This window comes from Thauera sp. WH-1 (genome assembly GCF_047806685.1).
Taxonomy (GTDB): domain Bacteria; phylum Pseudomonadota; class Gammaproteobacteria; order Burkholderiales; family Rhodocyclaceae; genus Thauera.
The window spans coordinates 135,115-151,177 of record NZ_JBLQGP010000003.1; the positions used below are offsets into that span (position 1 = coordinate 135,115).

Annotated in this window: 17 protein-coding genes; 4 read left to right on the forward strand and 13 right to left on the reverse strand. The window is 67.9% G+C overall.

The genetic code is table 11. From position 1 onward, the window contains the following. Positions 1-11: 11 nt before the first annotated feature. The 8 genes from ACMV5O_RS04895 to ettA form a co-directional block, all read right to left on the reverse strand. The gene (locus tag ACMV5O_RS04895) at positions 12-1,439 is read right to left on the reverse strand and encodes a type II and III secretion system protein family protein (RefSeq protein ID WP_416162441.1); all 1,428 of its coding nucleotides are present in this window, start codon (positions 1,437-1,439) and stop codon (positions 12-14) included. 143 nt (positions 1,440-1,582) lie between these two features. After that, positions 1,583-2,419 (reverse strand): Flp pilus assembly protein CpaB, encoded by an 837-nt coding sequence (cpaB, locus tag ACMV5O_RS04900; protein ID WP_416162442.1) that lies wholly within the window; start codon positions 2,417-2,419, stop codon positions 1,583-1,585. Between the two features lie 7 nt (positions 2,420-2,426). Beyond that, positions 2,427-2,633, reverse strand: a complete 207-nt coding sequence (locus ACMV5O_RS04905; protein ID WP_416162443.1) for a hypothetical protein — start codon at positions 2,631-2,633, stop codon at positions 2,427-2,429. Then, positions 2,630-3,433 (reverse strand): hypothetical protein, encoded by an 804-nt coding sequence (locus tag ACMV5O_RS04910; RefSeq protein ID WP_416162444.1) that lies wholly within the window; start codon positions 3,431-3,433, stop codon positions 2,630-2,632. Before ACMV5O_RS04910 ends, ACMV5O_RS04905 begins: the two co-directional genes overlap by 4 nt. A 2-nt stretch (positions 3,434-3,435) precedes the next feature. Further along, complete coding sequence (locus ACMV5O_RS04915) at positions 3,436-4,203, reverse strand: hypothetical protein (protein WP_416162445.1); 768 nt, start codon at positions 4,201-4,203, stop codon at positions 3,436-3,438. Further along, the gene (locus ACMV5O_RS04920) at positions 4,200-5,672 is read right to left on the reverse strand and encodes a pilus assembly protein TadG-related protein (RefSeq protein WP_416162446.1); all 1,473 of its coding nucleotides are present in this window, start codon (positions 5,670-5,672) and stop codon (positions 4,200-4,202) included. The genes ACMV5O_RS04915 and ACMV5O_RS04920 overlap by 4 nt, the downstream gene beginning before the upstream one ends. Before the next feature lie 23 nt (positions 5,673-5,695). After that, a complete protein-coding gene (locus ACMV5O_RS04925; protein WP_416162447.1) occupies positions 5,696-5,965 on the reverse strand; it encodes a hypothetical protein in 270 nt (89 codons plus the stop codon). 172 nt (positions 5,966-6,137) lie between these two features. Then, entirely contained in the window at positions 6,138-7,802 is a 1,665-nt protein-coding gene (ettA, locus tag ACMV5O_RS04930; RefSeq protein ID WP_416162448.1) for an energy-dependent translational throttle protein EttA, read from the reverse strand. A 152-nt stretch (positions 7,803-7,954) separates the two neighbouring features. Between ettA and ACMV5O_RS04935 the strand changes: the two genes are divergently transcribed. Both ACMV5O_RS04935 and ACMV5O_RS04940 read left to right on the forward strand, forming a co-directional pair. Then, a complete protein-coding gene (locus ACMV5O_RS04935; RefSeq protein ID WP_416162449.1) occupies positions 7,955-8,191 on the forward strand; it encodes an AbrB/MazE/SpoVT family DNA-binding domain-containing protein in 237 nt (78 codons plus the stop codon). After that, complete coding sequence (locus ACMV5O_RS04940) at positions 8,191-8,589, forward strand: type II toxin-antitoxin system VapC family toxin (protein ID WP_416162450.1); 399 nt, start codon at positions 8,191-8,193, stop codon at positions 8,587-8,589. Before ACMV5O_RS04935 ends, ACMV5O_RS04940 begins: the two co-directional genes overlap by 1 nt. A gap of 70 nt (positions 8,590-8,659) precedes the next feature. Here ACMV5O_RS04940 and ACMV5O_RS04945 read toward each other — a convergent pair whose 3' ends face one another. From ACMV5O_RS04945 to ACMV5O_RS04955, 3 genes are all read right to left on the reverse strand, one after another. Beyond that, positions 8,660-9,142: a glutathione peroxidase gene (locus tag ACMV5O_RS04945; protein ID WP_416162451.1), complete on the reverse strand. Its 483-nt coding sequence runs from the start codon at positions 9,140-9,142 to the stop codon at positions 8,660-8,662. Beyond that, complete coding sequence (locus tag ACMV5O_RS04950) at positions 9,123-11,570, reverse strand: EAL domain-containing protein (RefSeq protein WP_416162452.1); 2,448 nt, start codon at positions 11,568-11,570, stop codon at positions 9,123-9,125. The genes ACMV5O_RS04945 and ACMV5O_RS04950 overlap by 20 nt, the downstream gene beginning before the upstream one ends. 161 nt (positions 11,571-11,731) lie before the next feature. Continuing rightward, on the reverse strand, positions 11,732-12,508 hold the full coding sequence (locus ACMV5O_RS04955) for a ferredoxin--NADP reductase (RefSeq protein ID WP_416162453.1): 777 nt from the start codon (positions 12,506-12,508) through the stop codon (positions 11,732-11,734). 105 nt (positions 12,509-12,613) lie between these two features. Here ACMV5O_RS04955 and ACMV5O_RS04960 point away from each other — a divergent pair, with 105 nt between their 5' ends. Next, entirely contained in the window at positions 12,614-13,540 is a 927-nt protein-coding gene (locus ACMV5O_RS04960; RefSeq protein ID WP_416162454.1) for a LysR family transcriptional regulator, read from the forward strand. Between the two features lie 23 nt (positions 13,541-13,563). On the opposite strand, the gene murJ is transcribed toward ACMV5O_RS04960, so the two are convergent. Then, positions 13,564-15,102 (reverse strand): murein biosynthesis integral membrane protein MurJ, encoded by a 1,539-nt coding sequence (murJ, locus tag ACMV5O_RS04965; protein WP_416162455.1) that lies wholly within the window; start codon positions 15,100-15,102, stop codon positions 13,564-13,566. Between the two features lie 167 nt (positions 15,103-15,269). On the opposite strand from murJ, the gene rpsT reads away from it, so the two are divergent. Then, positions 15,270-15,536, forward strand: coding sequence for a 30S ribosomal protein S20 (gene rpsT / locus ACMV5O_RS04970; RefSeq protein WP_281048743.1), 267 nt, complete (start codon positions 15,270-15,272; stop codon positions 15,534-15,536). Positions 15,537-15,745: 209 nt separating this feature from the next. On the opposite strand, the gene ACMV5O_RS04975 is transcribed toward rpsT, so the two are convergent. Continuing rightward, entirely contained in the window at positions 15,746-16,036 is a 291-nt protein-coding gene (locus tag ACMV5O_RS04975) for a DUF3579 domain-containing protein (RefSeq protein WP_416162456.1), read from the reverse strand. Positions 16,037-16,063 lie beyond the last annotated feature (27 nt).

Genomic DNA, 16,063 nt, shown 5'->3' on the forward strand with positions numbered 1-16,063 from the left:
GGGCTGTCTCCTCAGTTGCCGCCGTAGAGCTGGTTCCAGAAGGCGTCATCGGCCGGCGCGATGCGCTCGACGGGTGGCTTGGCGTTGGGTGGCGCAAGCTCGCGTTCGGCGCGCTCTTCCAGGGCCTGCGCGCGCGGGTCGAGCAGGCCTTCGCCCGGGTTCATCAGCCAGGGGGTGATGAAGACCACCAGCTCGCTCTCGCGGCTGTTGAAGCGGGCGGACTTGAACAGGCGGCCGAGCACCGGGATCTCGCCCAGATGCGGTACCGCGTTCTCGTCGTTCTGCTGCTCGCGCTGGATCACGCCCGACAGCACCAGGGTCTCGCCGTGGCGCAGGTTGAACTCGGTCTCGGTGCGGCGCGACATCAGACCGGGCACGCCGAGCGCGGCCACGCTGCGGTCGAGCGCGCTGACCTCGGTCTTCACCCGCGCGCGAATCGTGCCCTCGGCATCGGCCACCGGCTCGACGATGTTCAGGCGGATGCCGTATTCCTTGAACATCACGCTCGGCGTGCCGGTGGCCGAGGCGACCGGGATGGGGATCTCGCCGCCGGCAAGAAAGCTCGCTTCGCCGCGGTTGCGCGCGGCCAGCCGCGGCTGGGCGAGGATGACCGCGTCGCCCTTTTGCGCGAGCAGGTTCAGCCGCCCGAAGAAGGCGCCCACGAGCGAGACGTTGGCGGCAAAGGGGCGGACGCGCTCGGCCTCGATCAGGACCTCGGTCTGCGCCTCGCCGCTGCCGAGCACGCGGCTCACGGCCGCACCGGTACGGTTGTCATGATAGAGGTCGCCGACCACGCCGATGCCGAACAGCGGCTTGCCCTGGGTGGTCCAGTCGATGCCCAGGTCGCGTAGCCCGCTGCGGCTGATCTCGACGAAGCGCACATCGAAGGCGAACATCCGGTCCAGCCCGACGCGGCTGGTGAAGTCGATGACCTGTGGAAAGCGGCGGGCCAACTCGGCCACCTTGTCACGGTCGGCATCGGACAGACCTTCACCCTCGATGACGATGTTGTCGCCGATGCTGCGCGTGCTGACCTTCGGCATGTCGCCAAGGAAGGCCTGCAGGTCGCGCGCGATGCGGGCGGTGTCGGTCTGGCGCACGGTGATCTTGATGCGGTGGTTGTGGCCGCTCTTCGTCCACACATGGAGCATGGTGTCGCCCGCGCCGTTGGCAATGAGCAGGATCTCGCGCTCGTCGAGCACCGCCGCCGACACCACCTTGCCGTCGCCCACCGCCAGGCGGCCGGCGTTGCGCTGCGGCAGCACGCGGGTCTCGCCGGCGAACATCTGGATCTCGGTCAGCGGCGGCAGGGCGGCGGCGTCAGCCCTGCCAGCGCTCTGGGCGGCGTCGCGCGCGGCCTGCGCCGGCGTGCTCAGCGTGGTAGCGAGGAGGACGACGAGCGCGGCCGCGAGGCGTGAGGGTCGGAAGGCGATGGGCATGGGCAGGTGAGCGCGACGAGGGCGCAGCGGGGAGATTGGAAGACGTGATTGGCGGGCTTGGTTCAGGGGCTTTGCTTGATGGCTTGATCGCAGCACCTCGGGCGCGAGTGGGGAGGCGACTGGGTCAGCAGGTGGCGCCGCGTTCAGTCGGTCGCCACCGAAGCCGCGGGTGGTGGAAGCCCACCGACTTCGAGCAAGGGGTTGTGGCTGCCGCCGTAGATCACCGGGACGGCCCGGCTGGCGGGCGGCGGCGGGGTGGCGAGGCCGAGCAGGGCGAGGGCGTCGGTGCGCACGAGGGGCGCGGGGCTGCGGTCGCCGGGTGCCCGCAGCAAGGCGGTGAGCTTGCCCACGGTGCGCGCAGCCACCACCTGTGCCGCCTGCTCGGGGTCGAGGTCGAGGGTGATGGTGCCGAAGCTGCGCGCCTGCGGGTCGCTGCCTCCCGGCTGCAGCCTCGCTCCGGTCGCGAGCACGCTCACGCCTTGCAGCAGCGGCACCGTGAGGTTGTGCGAATCGCGCTGCACGGTGACGAGGAGGTCGATCACGTCGCCCGGCTCGAGCATGCCGGACATCGAGCTGATCTCGTCGACCGGGAGGGTGGCGGCACGCCGGCCCGGCGTGACGCGTGCGGCGAAGCCCGCGCTGCGGCGGCCTTCCAGCTGGGGCCAGACGAGGGGCTCGCCGCTGCGCGCCGGGTAGGCAAGCACCGAGCCCGCTGCACGCTCGAACTGCTCGGGCGTGATCGCGGACGAATGCAGCCAGTCGACCGGCACTTCGCGCACCGCCACCGTGTCGTGGGTGATGAGGCTGCCGGCAGGCAGGTCGATCTTGGGTACGACGGCGCGCGCGGTGGGTTGTTGATGGTGAAGCTCGAGCTCGGCCACGCGCTCATCCAGGTAGCGCGCGGCGAGCCAGGCGGCAGCCAGGCCGAAGACCCCGGCGACGCCGAGGATCACCAGGTTGCGGGAGGGACGAAAGGCCATGATCGGATCAGAGCGGGAGCGAGATTGCAGTCAGGAAGCGGGCAAAGCCTTCGCCGATGGCGTCGGCGAATTGCAGCAGCAGAGGCTGGTCGCCGCCGACGGGGAGTGCGAACACCCCGGCCACCACGGCCAGCACGACGAGGTACTCGACCATCGACTGGCCGCGGGAAACGGTTGTGGCACGGGCGCCATGGCGGGAGACGGTGGGCGTCATCGGGTCGCGGCCGGCAGGAAGGTGACGAGGTTCAGCGTCACGGTCACGCCCGCGCCGTGCTCGACCACGGTGGCCACGGCCTCGCGCGCCTCGGCGGCGAACCACAGGCTGCTGCCGCGCAGCGTCGGTTCGGCCAGCGGCAGCCGGCGCTCGAGGCGGTAGCCGCGGGCCTCGAGTTCGGCTTGCAGATGGGCCTGGTTGTGTGCCGACGACTGCTCGCTGTGCCAGGCCAGGAAGCGGGCGCTGCGTCCCTCATCGTGCATCTCGACGTCGGTGCTGAGCTGACTGCCGGCCGGCAGGCGTAGGCCGAGCGGCTGATCCTGCGCAGCGACGGCGACCGACAGGTCGGATTCCGACAGCGTGCCCTCCACCCGGCCGTCACCGGTGTCGCGCAGGCGCACGACATGGAGCTGCTGGTCTTGCTTGCGCGCGAGGACGGTCCACGCCGCCACCCGCGTCTCGACGATCGGCTGGCCGAGCGCCGCGCGATAGAAGGCGCGTGCGCTGGCGAGCGAGGCCTCGACCTCGAATTGCCGGATCCGCGTCGGTACGCCCTTGATGCGGATGAGCTCGGCCGCCGGGGTCAGGCGTGCGCCGTCGATGACCGGCAGCGTCTCCGGCGGGAAGGCCCCGGCACCGGCCTTCGCCGCCCACAGCAGGCCACCGCACAGTGCGGCGACGACGGTCGTGACCCGCAGCACCTCGGCCAGTGGCGGGCGCATCGCCGCATGGCCGCTGCCGGCGATCGGCCGAACGTTGGGTGCGGCGCTCGAGCGCAGTGTGCGCAGAATCGTGTGCATGCTCAGCAGCCCTCCAGGAGGCGATCGCAGGGGACGATGTCGGCCCGGACCGTGCCGACATCGATTGTGTCGTCGAGCATCAGTTGCGGCAGCACGGTGCCCACCGTGTCACCGATCAGTTTCAGCGGCGCAATCGGATGAAGCAGGGCGCCACCCTGCTCGATTCGGCGCGCCACTTCGTCCGCGTTGCGCGCGGACCAGGGCCCGCTCAGCACGACCTGATGGCGCGAGATCTGCAGGCCGAGGCTGTCGAAGCCCGGCAGGCCGGCGATGTCGCGCGGCGTGACGCTGACGCGCGCCGTGTATTCGGTTTCGGTGGGCAGCTCGAAGCCCGCTGCCCCGGCAAGCGGCGCGCTCGCCGGGGCAGCGTTGTTGCGTCGCTCGAGGCGGACGCCGATCTGCTCGGCGAAGCGGTCGATGAGGGGCTGGCCGCGATGGTCCGACCACAAGGGGTTTCGATGGGCGGGCGTGTCGCTCGCGGAGGAACCGGTCCGGATCGGTGCAGCGGACGTGCTGAAGAAGCGCTGCCTGAGTTCGGCCGCCAGCATGGCGTCGGTCCTGGTCGGCACGGCGGGCCCGGACACGGTAGTCTCGAAGGCCGCATAACGGGCGGCCTGCTCGGTCGTGTGAGCGAGGTCGAGGTACTTGCCGAGCAGGGGCAGGGTCAGGAACAAGGGCACCAGTACCATCGCCAGCACGAGGAACTCGACGACGGACTGGCCCTGGCAGCGGTGCCAGGGAGCGGGGCGGCGGGCCTGGGACGAGTTCATGGCAGCGTGAGTCCGTCTTGCTGGGCGGCCGCCCAGCCGCGATCGGCCACAGTCGGGCTGGTCAGACGCGCCTGCCAGTAGGGGCTGTAGAGGCTGGGGCGCTCGGTCTTGCCGTCGCGGCGTGCTTGCGGCGGCGCGAAGAAGACCTCGGCGCGGGACAGCGCCGCCATCTCGCCGCCCGGTGCGGGCGCGTTGAACTGCTGCAGGCGCGCGCCCGGTTGCACGACGCTGCTGCCGCCCGAGATTCGCAGGGCAGCGCGGGGCTTGGCCACGCGCAAGGTGACGCCACTGAGGGGGCTGGCATGCGGCGAAAGTTCGCGCAGCTCGCGCGTTGCGGGCAGGCCGCTGAAACGAGCGCCGACCGTGTCGAGCCGCTGCATGGCCGGTTCGGCCAGCCAGTAGGCGGTGGTGGCGTTGTCGCGATAGCTGCCGCCGTGATGACCGCGCGCATCACTCGATGCCGCCTGGGCGGCCGCGCTTGCCGCACCGGCGGCGATCGGGGTGCGCCGCCAGCGCCAACGCCAGCGCCGCATGCGCTGGCCCTGGTGTTCCAGCGTGTCCAGCGCGCGCCACTCGTCGTAGCCGATGAGCTCGGTACCGCCGCGGCGCTTGAGCTCGACGTTGCGCTGCAGCGGCGCCAAGTTGGGGCCGCGGATCGACCACACCCGTTCGCGGGTGAAGTCGTCGCGCGAGCGCAGCACGACCTCGGCCAGTCGCCCACGGGCATCGCCGGCGGGGCCGCTGCGCCCGAGCGCCTGTGTGAAGTTGCGAAAGTCGTGGCTGGCAGGGTTGATCAAGGCGCGCATCGCCGGGTCGATGCGCTGCACCAGCGCGTTGGCGAGCTCGCCCTGCGCCAGCCCGGTGGCCAGGCTGGCGTGCATCAAAGACTGCGAGGCGGCGAGCGCGACCGACACCGCGTCGTGCATCGTGACGACGGTGCCGAGGGCGAGGTCGAGATTGTTCACGATGGCGCGCAGCGAGCCGCCCGCCCACACATTGAGGTAGGCGGAGCCGGTGAGGGTGCCGAGCAACTGCGCCAGGCGGGGGTATTCCGCCGGGTGGTAGATCCAGCTCGAGGCCACGCTGGCGAGCGTGCCCGCGTTGTTCACACCGTGCTCGAAGTAGTGCATCCAGGACACCAGGCTGACTGCCTGCGCAATCGCCACCTGGTTGGCCACGATCGCACGGTTGGCGTAGGCGTCGTAGTTGAGGGCGCGCGCCTCCAGCGTGGCGACGCTCCAGGCTGCGGCGTCGGCGGCGTTGGTGATGCGCAGCTTCTCGTCCACGCTGCGCCCGGTGTTGAACATCAGCAGCAGCACGCCGGCACTGGCAAACACGAAGAACAGGCCGAGGACGAGGGCCTGACCCGTGCAGGCCCCCGCAGCTGCCCGGCGCGCGGCGGCAGTGCGTAGCCGGCCAGCAAGGGCGCGGCCGGCGCGGCGGTGGGGGGCGTGGCTGGGTGTGGGCATCCGCGGTCGTGCGTCGGCGGCGATCAGCGCCCGGCGTTGCCGGTGTAGTTGTCCAGGGTGCGCGCGGTATTGGCCTGGGTGGATGCCGTGCCCGCCGCGGTCTGCGCCGCCGTCTTCTGGGCGGTGCCGTCGCTGCCGGCGATCTCCTTGGCGATGGCCGCGGTCTGGTTACGCACCGTCTGGCCGAAATACTGATACACCGCGATCGCCGCCACCGCGATCAGCGCCACGATGACGATGTACTCGGTCATGCCCTGACCGTGCTGCCGATTTTGCTGCAGGTATGCCGCCATGATCGCTCCGTCGGTGGATAAGACGAAATGATGATGGCAAATGAAAAATGCATAGTCAATATGCAAATTGCGTTACCTGGGCGGTCGTGTCCGGCGCTGTGGCGGGCCGTGAACGCAAAAGGCCCGCTGCATCGCTGCAGCGGGCCCAGTGGGGCGCCGGATTGCGGGTCGTTCAGCGCGCGATCGGCTTGTAGCGGATCCGCTTGGGCTTGGCGCCTTCCTCGCCCAGGCGCTTCTTCTTGTCCTCTTCGTACTCGTGGTAGTTGCCGGCGAAGAAGGTCCATTGCGAATCGCCTTCCGCCGCCAGGATGTGCGTGCAGATGCGGTCGAGGAACCAGCGGTCGTGCGAGATCACCAGCGCGCAGCCGGCGAACTCCAGCAGCGCGTCTTCGAGTGCGCGCAGGGTCTCCACGTCGAGGTCGTTGGACGGTTCGTCGAGCAGCAGCACGTTGCCGCCCTCGATCAGGGTCTTGGCCAGGTGCAGGCGTCCGCGTTCGCCACCGGACAGGTTGCCGACGATCTTCTGCTGGTCGCCGCCCTTGAAGTTGAAGCGGCCGATGTAGGCGCGGCTGGGCATTTCGAAGCGGCCGACGGTGAGGACGTCCGCGCCGTCCGAGATCGCCTCGAACACCGTCTTGTCGTTGGCCAGGCCCTCGCGGGTCTGGTCGACCGCGGCGATCTTCACCGTCTGGCCGATCTCGACCGTGCCTGAATCCGGCTTGTCGCGGCCTTCGATCATCTTGAACAGCGTAGACTTACCGGCGCCGTTGGGGCCGATGATGCCGACGATGGCGCCCGGCGGGATGCTGAAGCTGACGTTGTCCATCAGCAGCTTGTCGCCGAAGGCCTTGCTGACGTTGTGGAACTCGATGACCTTGTCGCCCAGGCGCTCGCCAGGCGGGATGAAGATCTCCTGGGTCTCGTTGCGGCGCTGGTATTCGACGCTGGCCATCTCCTCGTAGCGGGCCAGGCGCGCCTTGGACTTGGCCTGGCGCGCCTTGGGGTTGGAGCGCGCCCACTCCAGTTCGGTCTTCATCGCCTTCTGGTGCGCGGCTTCCTGCTTGGACTCCTGCGCCAGGCGCTCGCCCTTCTGCTCCAGCCAGGACGAGTAGTTGCCCTTCCACGGGATGCCGTGGCCGCGGTCGAGCTCGAGGATCCACTCGGCGGCGTTGTCGAGGAAGTAACGGTCGTGGGTGACGGCCACCACCGTGCCGGGGAAGCGGGTCAGGAACTGCTCGAGCCACTCGACCGATTCGGCGTCGAGGTGGTTGGTCGGTTCGTCGAGCAGCAGCATGTCGGGCTTGGACAGCAGCAGCTTGCACAGCGCGACGCGGCGCTTCTCGCCGCCGGACAGATTGCCGATGACGGCGTCCCAGGGCGGCAGGCGCAGGGCGTCGGCGGCGATCTCCATCTGAGTCTCGACGTCGCTGCCCGCGGTGGCCAGGATGTTCTCGTACTTCGCCTGCTCCTCGGCGAGCTTGTCGAAGTCGGCATCCGGTTCGGCGTAGGCGGCGTAGATCTCGTCGAGCTTCTGGCGTGCCTCCATGATCTCGCCCAGGCCGGCCTCGACCTCGTCCTTTACCGTCTTGGCGGGATCGAGCTCCGGTTCCTGCGGCAGGTAGCCGATGCGCTGGCCGGCGAGCCACTGCACCTCGCCGTCGTACTCCTTGTCCACGCCGGCCATGATGCGCAGCACGGTGGACTTGCCCGAGCCGTTGAGGCCGAGCAGGCCGATCTTGGCGCCGGGGAAGAAGGAGAGGGAGATGTCCTTGATGATCTGACGCTTGGGCGGAACGGTCTTGCTCACGCGTAGCATCGACATGACGTATTGGGCCACTGCGGGTACCTCGCTGGGGTGTTCGGTGGGGCGGAAAAGGCGGGAGTCTACCCGAGCGGGCGGTCGCAGGCACGCTTGACGCTTGCGGCTAGCCGATCAGGGTATTACGCTTTGTGAGCGTGTAAGAAACGCACGTTGGAGGGAAGTTCGACATGCACACCACACTGACGAGCAAGGGGCAGGTGACGATCCCCAAGCACATCCGCGATGCGCTGCACCTCGAGCCCGGCTGCGCGATCGAATTCCGCATCAACCGCGAGGGCGAGGTGGTATTGACACGCCCCGGGACACTGCCCGGCGAGAATGATCGCTTCGAACGCATGCGCGGCAAGGCCGACGTAAAGTGGCGCACGGACGACCTGATGGCCTTGCTGCGTGGCGACGACTGATGCTGCTTGTCGACGCCAACGTCCTGATCGACGTGCTGGAAGACGATCCGCAGTGGGCGGATTGGTCCATCGACATGCTGCGCCGGCAGTCGCAGGTGCATCGTCTTGCGATCAATCCCGTCATCTATGCCGAATTGTCGCTGACATTCTCGACGGTCGAGGCGCTCGACGAGGCGGTCAGCGGATTCGGTGTCGATCTGCGCGAGCTTCCCAGGCCGGCGCTGTTTCTCGCGGGGAAGGCGTTCGTCGCGTATCGCCGAAAGGGCGGCCAGCGCAACAGCGTCCTCGCCGATTTCTTCGTTGGCGCCCACGCCGCGGTGGAAGGCTGGCCGATCCTGACACGAGATCCACGCACGTACCGGCAGTGTTTCCCTTCGGTCGAGCTGCTGACGCCGTGAGGTGCGCTGAGCCGCATGCGCGGCTTCGATTGGCACTCGCGCTCCTTGCCCCCGTTCGCGGTCTCCCTCGCTACAGCATCCCCTCGATATCCTTTACCAGTTCCTCCGGCGTGGTCGTCGGCGCGTAGCGCTCGATGTGCTGGCCATCGCGGCTCACCAGGAACTTGGTGAAGTTCCACTTGATGGCCTCGGTGCCGAGGATGCCCTTGGCGTGTTGCTTGAGGTGCTTGTAGAGCGGGTGGGCGCTGTCGCCGTTGACCTCGATCTTGGCGAACATCGGGAAGCTGACGCCGTAGTTCTTGTCGCAGAAGGCGGCGATCTCCTCCGCGCTGCCCGGTTCCTGGGCGCCGAACTGGTTGCACGGGAAGCCGAGCACGACGAGGCCGCGGTCCTTGTAGGTCTGGTGGAGCTTCTCGAGGCCGGCGTAATGCGGGGTGAGGCCACACTGGCTGGCGGTGTTGACGATCAGTAGCAGCTTGCCGGCGTATTCGCCGAGGGTGGTGGTGCCGCCGGCGAGGCGGTCGACTTCGATCTCATACAGGCTGGCGCTCATGGGTTTCTCCGGAGGCGGGGCGGGCGGGGAATAGGTGGCGTTCGATCTCCGCAGCCGGCACCGGTCGGCCGATGAGGTAGCCCTGCAACTGGTGGCAGCCCTGGGCGGTCAGGAAGCTGCGCTGCGCCTCGGTCTCGACGCCTTCGGCAATGGCCTCCAGCCCCAGGCTGTGGGCCATGCCGATGATGGCGGCGGCGATCTTGCCCTCGGTGCCTTCGGCGCTGATGTCGCTGACGAAGCTGCGGTCGATCTTGAGCGCATTGACCGGGAACTGGCGCAGGTAGTTCAGCGACGAGTAGCCGGTGCCGAAGTCGTCGATCGACAGGCGCACGCCCATGTCGCGCAGGCGGACCAGGGTGTGGATGGTGCGATCGATGTCGCGCATCAGCATGGTCTCGGTGAGCTCGAGCTCGATCAGGCTGGGCGCGAGCGTGGCGGCGTCGATCACATGCGCAACGTGCGCGACGAAGTGCTGCTGTGCCAGTTGCTGCGCCGACAGGTTGACCGCGATCGGTACCACCTCCAGTCCGGCGTCGAGCCATGCGCGCTGCTGGCGGCAGGCTTCGGCCAGCACCCAGTCGCCGATGGTGTTGATCAGGCCGGTTTCTTCCGCCAGCGGGATGAAGCGCCCGGGCGCCACCATGCCGAGCTCGGGGTGCTGCCAGCGCAGCAAGGCCTCCAGGCCGAGCAGGCGCCCGGTTCTGGCGCACGCCTTGGGCTGGTAGTGCAGCAGCAACTCGCCACGATCGGTGGCGCCGCGCAACTGGTTCTCGAGCAGCAGCTGGCCGAGCGAGGAGGTGTTCATCTCTGCCGAATAGAACTCGAAGCCGTTGCGCCCGGCTTCCTTGGCACGGTGCATGGCAGCGTCGGCGTTGCGCAGCAGCATCGACACGTTGCCGCCGTCCTGATCGTAGAGCGCGATGCCGATGCTCGCGGTGACGGTGATCCGGTGCTCACCGAGCTGGCAGGGCAGGGCCACGGCATCGAGGATCTTGCGCGCGGCTGCCGCCGCATCCTGCGGGTTGCCCGCCTCGGGCAGCACCGCCACGAACTCGTCACCGCTCAGGCGCGCAAGGGTGTCGGTGTCGCGTATGGCGCTGCGGCAACGTTCGGTGATCTGCAACAGCAGGCCGTCGCCGCTTTCGTGCCCCAGCGTGTCGTTGATGGTCTTGAAACGGTCAAGATCGAGTAGCAGCACCGCCACGCCCCGCTTGTTGCGGCGGGCCTGCAGCAGCACCTGCTGCAGGCGGTCGTGCAACAGGGCGCGGTTGGGCAGGTTGGTCAGGGGGTCGTGGTGCGCCAGGTGCAGGATGCGTGCCTCGGCTTCCTTGCGCTCGGTGATGTCCGAGAAGATGCCGATGTAGTTGGCCGGCTGCTCATCCTCACCGCGCACGGCGGTGATCGACAGCCACTCCGGGTAGATCGAGCCATTGCGGCGACGGTTCCAGATCTCGCCTTGCCACTGGCCGCGGCTGTTGATCGTCGTCCACATGCGGCGGTAGAAGCCGGCGTCCTGGCGCCCGGAGTTCAGGATGGAGGGCGAGCGGCCGATGACGTCGTCCACGCCATAGCCGGTGATGCGGGAGAAGGCCGCATTGATCGCGATGATGCGCGCCTGGGCATCGGTGATCAGCATGCCCTCGCTGGAGTTGGTGAACACCGTCGCATAGCGCCTGAGCTCGCCTTCCGCGTGCCTGAGGGCGGCGACCTTGTCGCCCAGGTCCGCGTTGGCCTGGGTGACCGCGAGCGTGGCCTTGCGCAGGCGGAATGCGGTCAGCAGCAGGTACATGCCCAGGCTCAGCGCCACCAGTAGCAGCAGGACGCGATGCGTTTGCATGCGCGCCGTCGCCGCTTCGTAGCCCACGGTGTAGGTCTCGACCACGAGCTCGCCCTGGCGCGCGGTGAAGAGGCCGAGGAGTTCGCGCGCGGTGGCATCGAGGCGTTGGCGGTGTTCGAGTGCGGCCGCCTTGCCGTTGCCGGCCCGGGTGTCGGCGAGTCTGGCGTCCTGGTTCGCGCCCGCTTCCAGCGCGTGGCGCAGCGTGTCGATGAGCGTTCGCTTGCGCTCCTGCAACTCGGCGTAGCGTTCGATCTGCGTGAGCACCTGCATGGTTTCGGCGCTGGTCAGGAAGGTGGGGGTGTGACGCAGCTCGCGGATGAGTGCCTGGATCCGCTCGACGCGGCTGTCAACCTCCTGCCAGCCTGCGTCAGCGTCCGGATCCAGGCGACGGGCGATGGTGGCCGTGTTGAGTTCGGCGTCGATCTGGCGAATCTCGCGCAGATCGCGCGCGTAACGCAGGTGCTCGCGCGCGGTGACGGCGCCGGCCTCGATGAAGATCCAGCCGATGAGGCTAAGGCCAAGCAGGATCAGCACCACCAGACGGATGCTGGTGGAGGTTCTGAGCAATTGTGCGACGGCGGCGCGTGTCATGACCTTCGCCCGGCCGCCTGGGCGGGCGAAGGAGAAAAGGGGAAGAGAGGGGCAATCTGTGTCATCGGCCGCGCATGCTAGCCCCAGATTTGGCCCAAATGTTGATAAAAGTCAAAGAAAGCCGGATAGCTCACCTGCATGCGCAGGCTCCATCGGCGCGTTTACTTCTCGACGAAGGCCCGCTCGATCACATAGTCGCCCGGCACGCCGATGCGCGGAGACATGCGAAACCCCCGGCTGTCCAGCAGCTCGCAGCAGTCCTTGTTCATTGCCTGGCTGCCGCAGATCATCACCCGGTCATGGGCCGGATCGAGCGCGGGCAGGCCGATATCGGCAAACAGTCTGCCGCTGTCGATGACGTGGGTGACGCGACCCTGGTTGCGGAAGGGCTCGCGGGTGACGGTGGGGTAGTAGATCAGCTGCTCGCGCACCTGCTCGCCGAAGAACTCGTTTTGCGGCAGCACGCGGGTGATGAAGTCGGTGTAGGCCAGCTCGGCGACGAAGCGTACGCCGTGGACCAGCACCACCTTCTCGAAGCGCTCGTAGGTCTCCGGGTCCTGGATCACGCTCAGGAAGGGTGCGAGGCCGGTGCCGGTCGCCAGCAGGTACAGGTGACGGCCGGGGTTGAGGTCGTGCAGCACCAGCGTGCCGGTGGGCTTCTTGCTCACCACGATGGGGTCGCCCTCGCGCAGGTGCTGCAGGCGGGAGGTCAGGGGGCCGTCGGGCACCTTGATGCTGAAGAACTCGAGGTGTTCCTCGTAGTTGGGGCTGGCGATGCTGTAGGCGCGGGTCAGCGGCTTGCCGTCGACGTCCAGCCCAATCATCACGAACTGGCCGTTCTCGAAGCGCAGGCCGGGGTTGCGCGTGGTGCGGAAGCTGAAGAGGGAGTCGTTCCAGTGGTGGACGCTGAGGACGCGTTCGGTGACGAGGCTGCTCATGATCTTGTCGGGCCCTGCATGAAAGTTTGCGATGGGGCCCATTCTAGGTCGCCGTTGTTAGCGCTTTAGTGGATAATTTTTCTATCTCTTACCTATTCGGTGGATATGCGATTCACCCTGCGCCAGATTCAGGTCTTCGTCGAGATCGCCCGCAGCGAGAACGTGTCGCGCGCGGCCGAAGCGCTCGCGCTGTCGCAGTCAGCCGCCAGCGCCGCGCTGGCCGAGCTGGAGAACCAGTTCGACCAGCAGCTCTTCGACCGCGCCGGCAAGCGCCTGCGCCTCAACGAGCAGGGCAGCCTGCTGCTGCCGCATGCAGTCGAGCTGCTCGACCGGGCCGAGGAGATCGACGCCCTGCTGCGCGGCGAGCGCGGCCTGGGCAATCTGCGCGTGGGGGCGACGCTCACCATCGGCAACTACCTGCTGCCGTTGATCGTCTCCAGCTTCCTGCAGGACCACCCCGAGAGCCGGGTCCGGCTGCAGGTGCACAACACCGCCACCATCGCCGCCATGCTGCTGCGCCACGAGATCGACCTCGGCCTGGTGGAAGGCCAGATCGTCGATGCCGAGCTGGAGGTGCAGACCTGGGTCGAAGACGAGCTGGTGGTGTTCTGCGCCCCGGCACATGCGCTGGCAGGGCGGCGCGTGATGGCCCTGGACGAGATCGCCCATCAGCCGTGGATCCTGCGCGAGCGCGGCTCGGGCACGCGCGAGACCTTCGATCAGGCCATGCGTCACTGGCCCGGCGGCATCGTGCCGCGGCTCGAGCTCGAGCACACCGAGGCGGTCAAGCGTGCGGTCGAGAGCGGCCTCGGCCTCGGCTGCCTGTCGCGGCTCGCACTGCGAGATGCGTTTCGTCGCGGCAGTCTGGTGCCGATCGAGACGCCCGGGCTTGATTTGCGGCGCTACTTCAATTTTGTCTGGCACCGCGGCAAGTATCACAGCCGCGTCATCCGCCGCTTTCTGGACGATTGTCGCGCCTTTACCGCCGGCGCGCAGCGCAGCGACCAGATTCCCCTGCCGCCAGTGGCTTGAGCCGGCGCGCGCCGCAACAGGAATCAGTTGGCGCCGCGGCGGCGGAAGTCGCGCAGGCGGAAACCCAGTGCAAACAGCGTGGCGAAATAGGCTGCCGCTCCGGCCGTCACCACCGCCGCCAGTCGGCCGGCACGCGCCAGCCCGCCGGTCTCCACCCACAGCGTGGCGGGCCCGCTGGCGAACCACAGCACCACGCCCATCACCGCCAGCGCCGCCAGCAGCTTGAGCCCGAACGCGCCCCAGCCCGCCTGCGGCGTGTAGATGGCGCGCTTGCGCAGGCCGCGGTAGAGCAGGACGGCGTTGAGGCAGGACGCCAGGCCGATCGCCAGCGCCAGCCCGGCGTGACGCAGCGGAAAGACGAAAGCCAGGTTCATCAGCTGGGTGGCAAACAGCGTGATGATCGCGATCTTCACCGGCGTGCGGATGTCCTGCCGCGCATAGAAGCCGGGCGCCAGCACCTTCACCAGAATCAGCCCGGTCAGCCCAACGCTGTAGGCTACCAGCGCACTGCGCGTGTGCATCACGTCGGTGGCGGAAAATGCGCCGTAGTTGAACAGCGTCGCCACCAGCGGCACCGCCAGCAGGGCAAGGCCGAGCGCGGCCGGCAGGGTCAGCAAGAGGGTCAGGCGCAGGCCCCAGTCGAGCAGGGAGGAGAACTCCTCTGCCTTGTCGTCCGCATAGAGCTTGGACAGGCTGGGCAGCAGGATCGTCCCCAGCGCCACGCCCAGCAGGCCGGCGGGGAACTCCATCAGGCGGTCGGCGTAATACAGCCAGGACACACTGCCGCTTTCCAGGAAGGAGGCGAAAATGGTGTTGATCAGCAGCGAGATCTGGCTCACCGACACGCCCAGGATCGCTGGCGCCATCAGTTTCATGATGCGACGCACGCCCGGGTCGGCGAGGTTGAAGTCAAACCGCGGCAGCATGCCGATCTTCAGCAGCGGTCTCACCTGTAGCGCCAGTTGCAGCAGCCCGCCGAGGAACACCGCCCACGCCAGCGCCAGCACCGGGGGGTTGAAGTAGGGTACGGCAAACAGCGCCATGCCGATGAAGGCCAGGTTCAGCAGCACCGGGGTGAAGGCCGGGATCGCGAATCGGCTCCAGGTGTTGAGCACGCCGCCTGCCAGCGCCACCAGCGACATGAAGAAGATGTAGGGGATGGTGATGCGGGTGAGTTCGACGGTGAGTTCGAACTTGCCTGGGTCGCCCGCGAAGCCGGGCGCCGACACATAGATGATCAGCGGCGCCGCCAGCGCGCCCACTGCCGCCACCACCGCCACCACCAGTCCGAGCAGCGTGGCCACACGGTTGACCAGGGTGTGCGTGGCCGCCTCGCCCTGGCGGTTCTTGTACTCCGCGAGGATGGGCACGAAGGCCTGCGAGAAGGCCCCTTCGGCAAACATCCGCCGCAGCAGGTTGGGCAGGCGGAAGGCGACGAAGAAGGCGTCGGTCGCCATGCCCGCGCCAAAGGTGCGTGCGATCACGAAGTCGCGCACGAAGCCCAGGATGCGGGACAACAAGGTCATGCCGCTGACGGTGGCGAGGGCGCGCAGGAGGTTCATGCCGATCGGGGAGGGCGCCGCGAAGGCGCGCGGAAAATGCGAAGCGCGCATCATAGCCGCGCGCCGGCGCGGCGGTAAGCGCGGACGGCAAAAACCCGCTTGCATTCGCAAGGTTGCGCCAATATAATCGCGGACTTTCTAGAACCACCAATACGGAATTCAAATTTATGGCCAACTCGGCACAAGCTCGCAAGCGCGCCCGTCAGGCGACCAAGGCCCGCGCCCACAACGCCAGCCTTCGTTCCCGCCTGCGTACCGCGATCAAGGCCGTGCGCAAGGCCATCGTGGGTGGCGACAAGGCGGCGGCTCAGTCGGTCTTTCGCACCTCGATGAGCACCATCGACAGCATCGCCGACAAGAACATCATTCACAAGAACAAGGCCGCTCGTCACAAGAGCCGTCTGTCGGCTGCCGTCAAGTCGATGGCGGTCTGATTCTTGCTGCACGATGTCGGCGCCCTGGCGCCGCAATGGAAAAGCGACCCGCGAGGTCGCTTTTTTGTTTGCGCCGCCGCCATCGCGGCGGCAGGTGGCGGCGTTCGAGGGGGTGGAGTTCGAGGAGTCTGACTGGTGGCCGATGTCAGGCGAGCGGCTCAGCGAGGGCGGGTGAAGGGTCAGCGCGAGGCAGGCGCCACGGTGCGGCGTTACAGCGGTGCGTCGCCGACCCACTCGATCTGCAGGTTGTTGTCGTTGGCGAAGTTCACCATGAACTTGTAGGCCAGTGGCTCGACGTCGTAGAGGCGCGCGTCGACCAGCACGGTCTTGTCGCCCTTGAGCGTGCAGCCCGGGCGCACGTAGGGGGAGTACATCATCCGGTGGTCGGCGCCAAAGGCCGACATGACACCGCACAGGCGGTCTGCCCAGTCGCTCGGACGGAATTTCTTCCCCTCCCTCGTGACCCCGACAATGATGAAGTTCTCGATCTTCTGGTTCATGTGTGATGCCTTGGCGGCTTCGGGGGG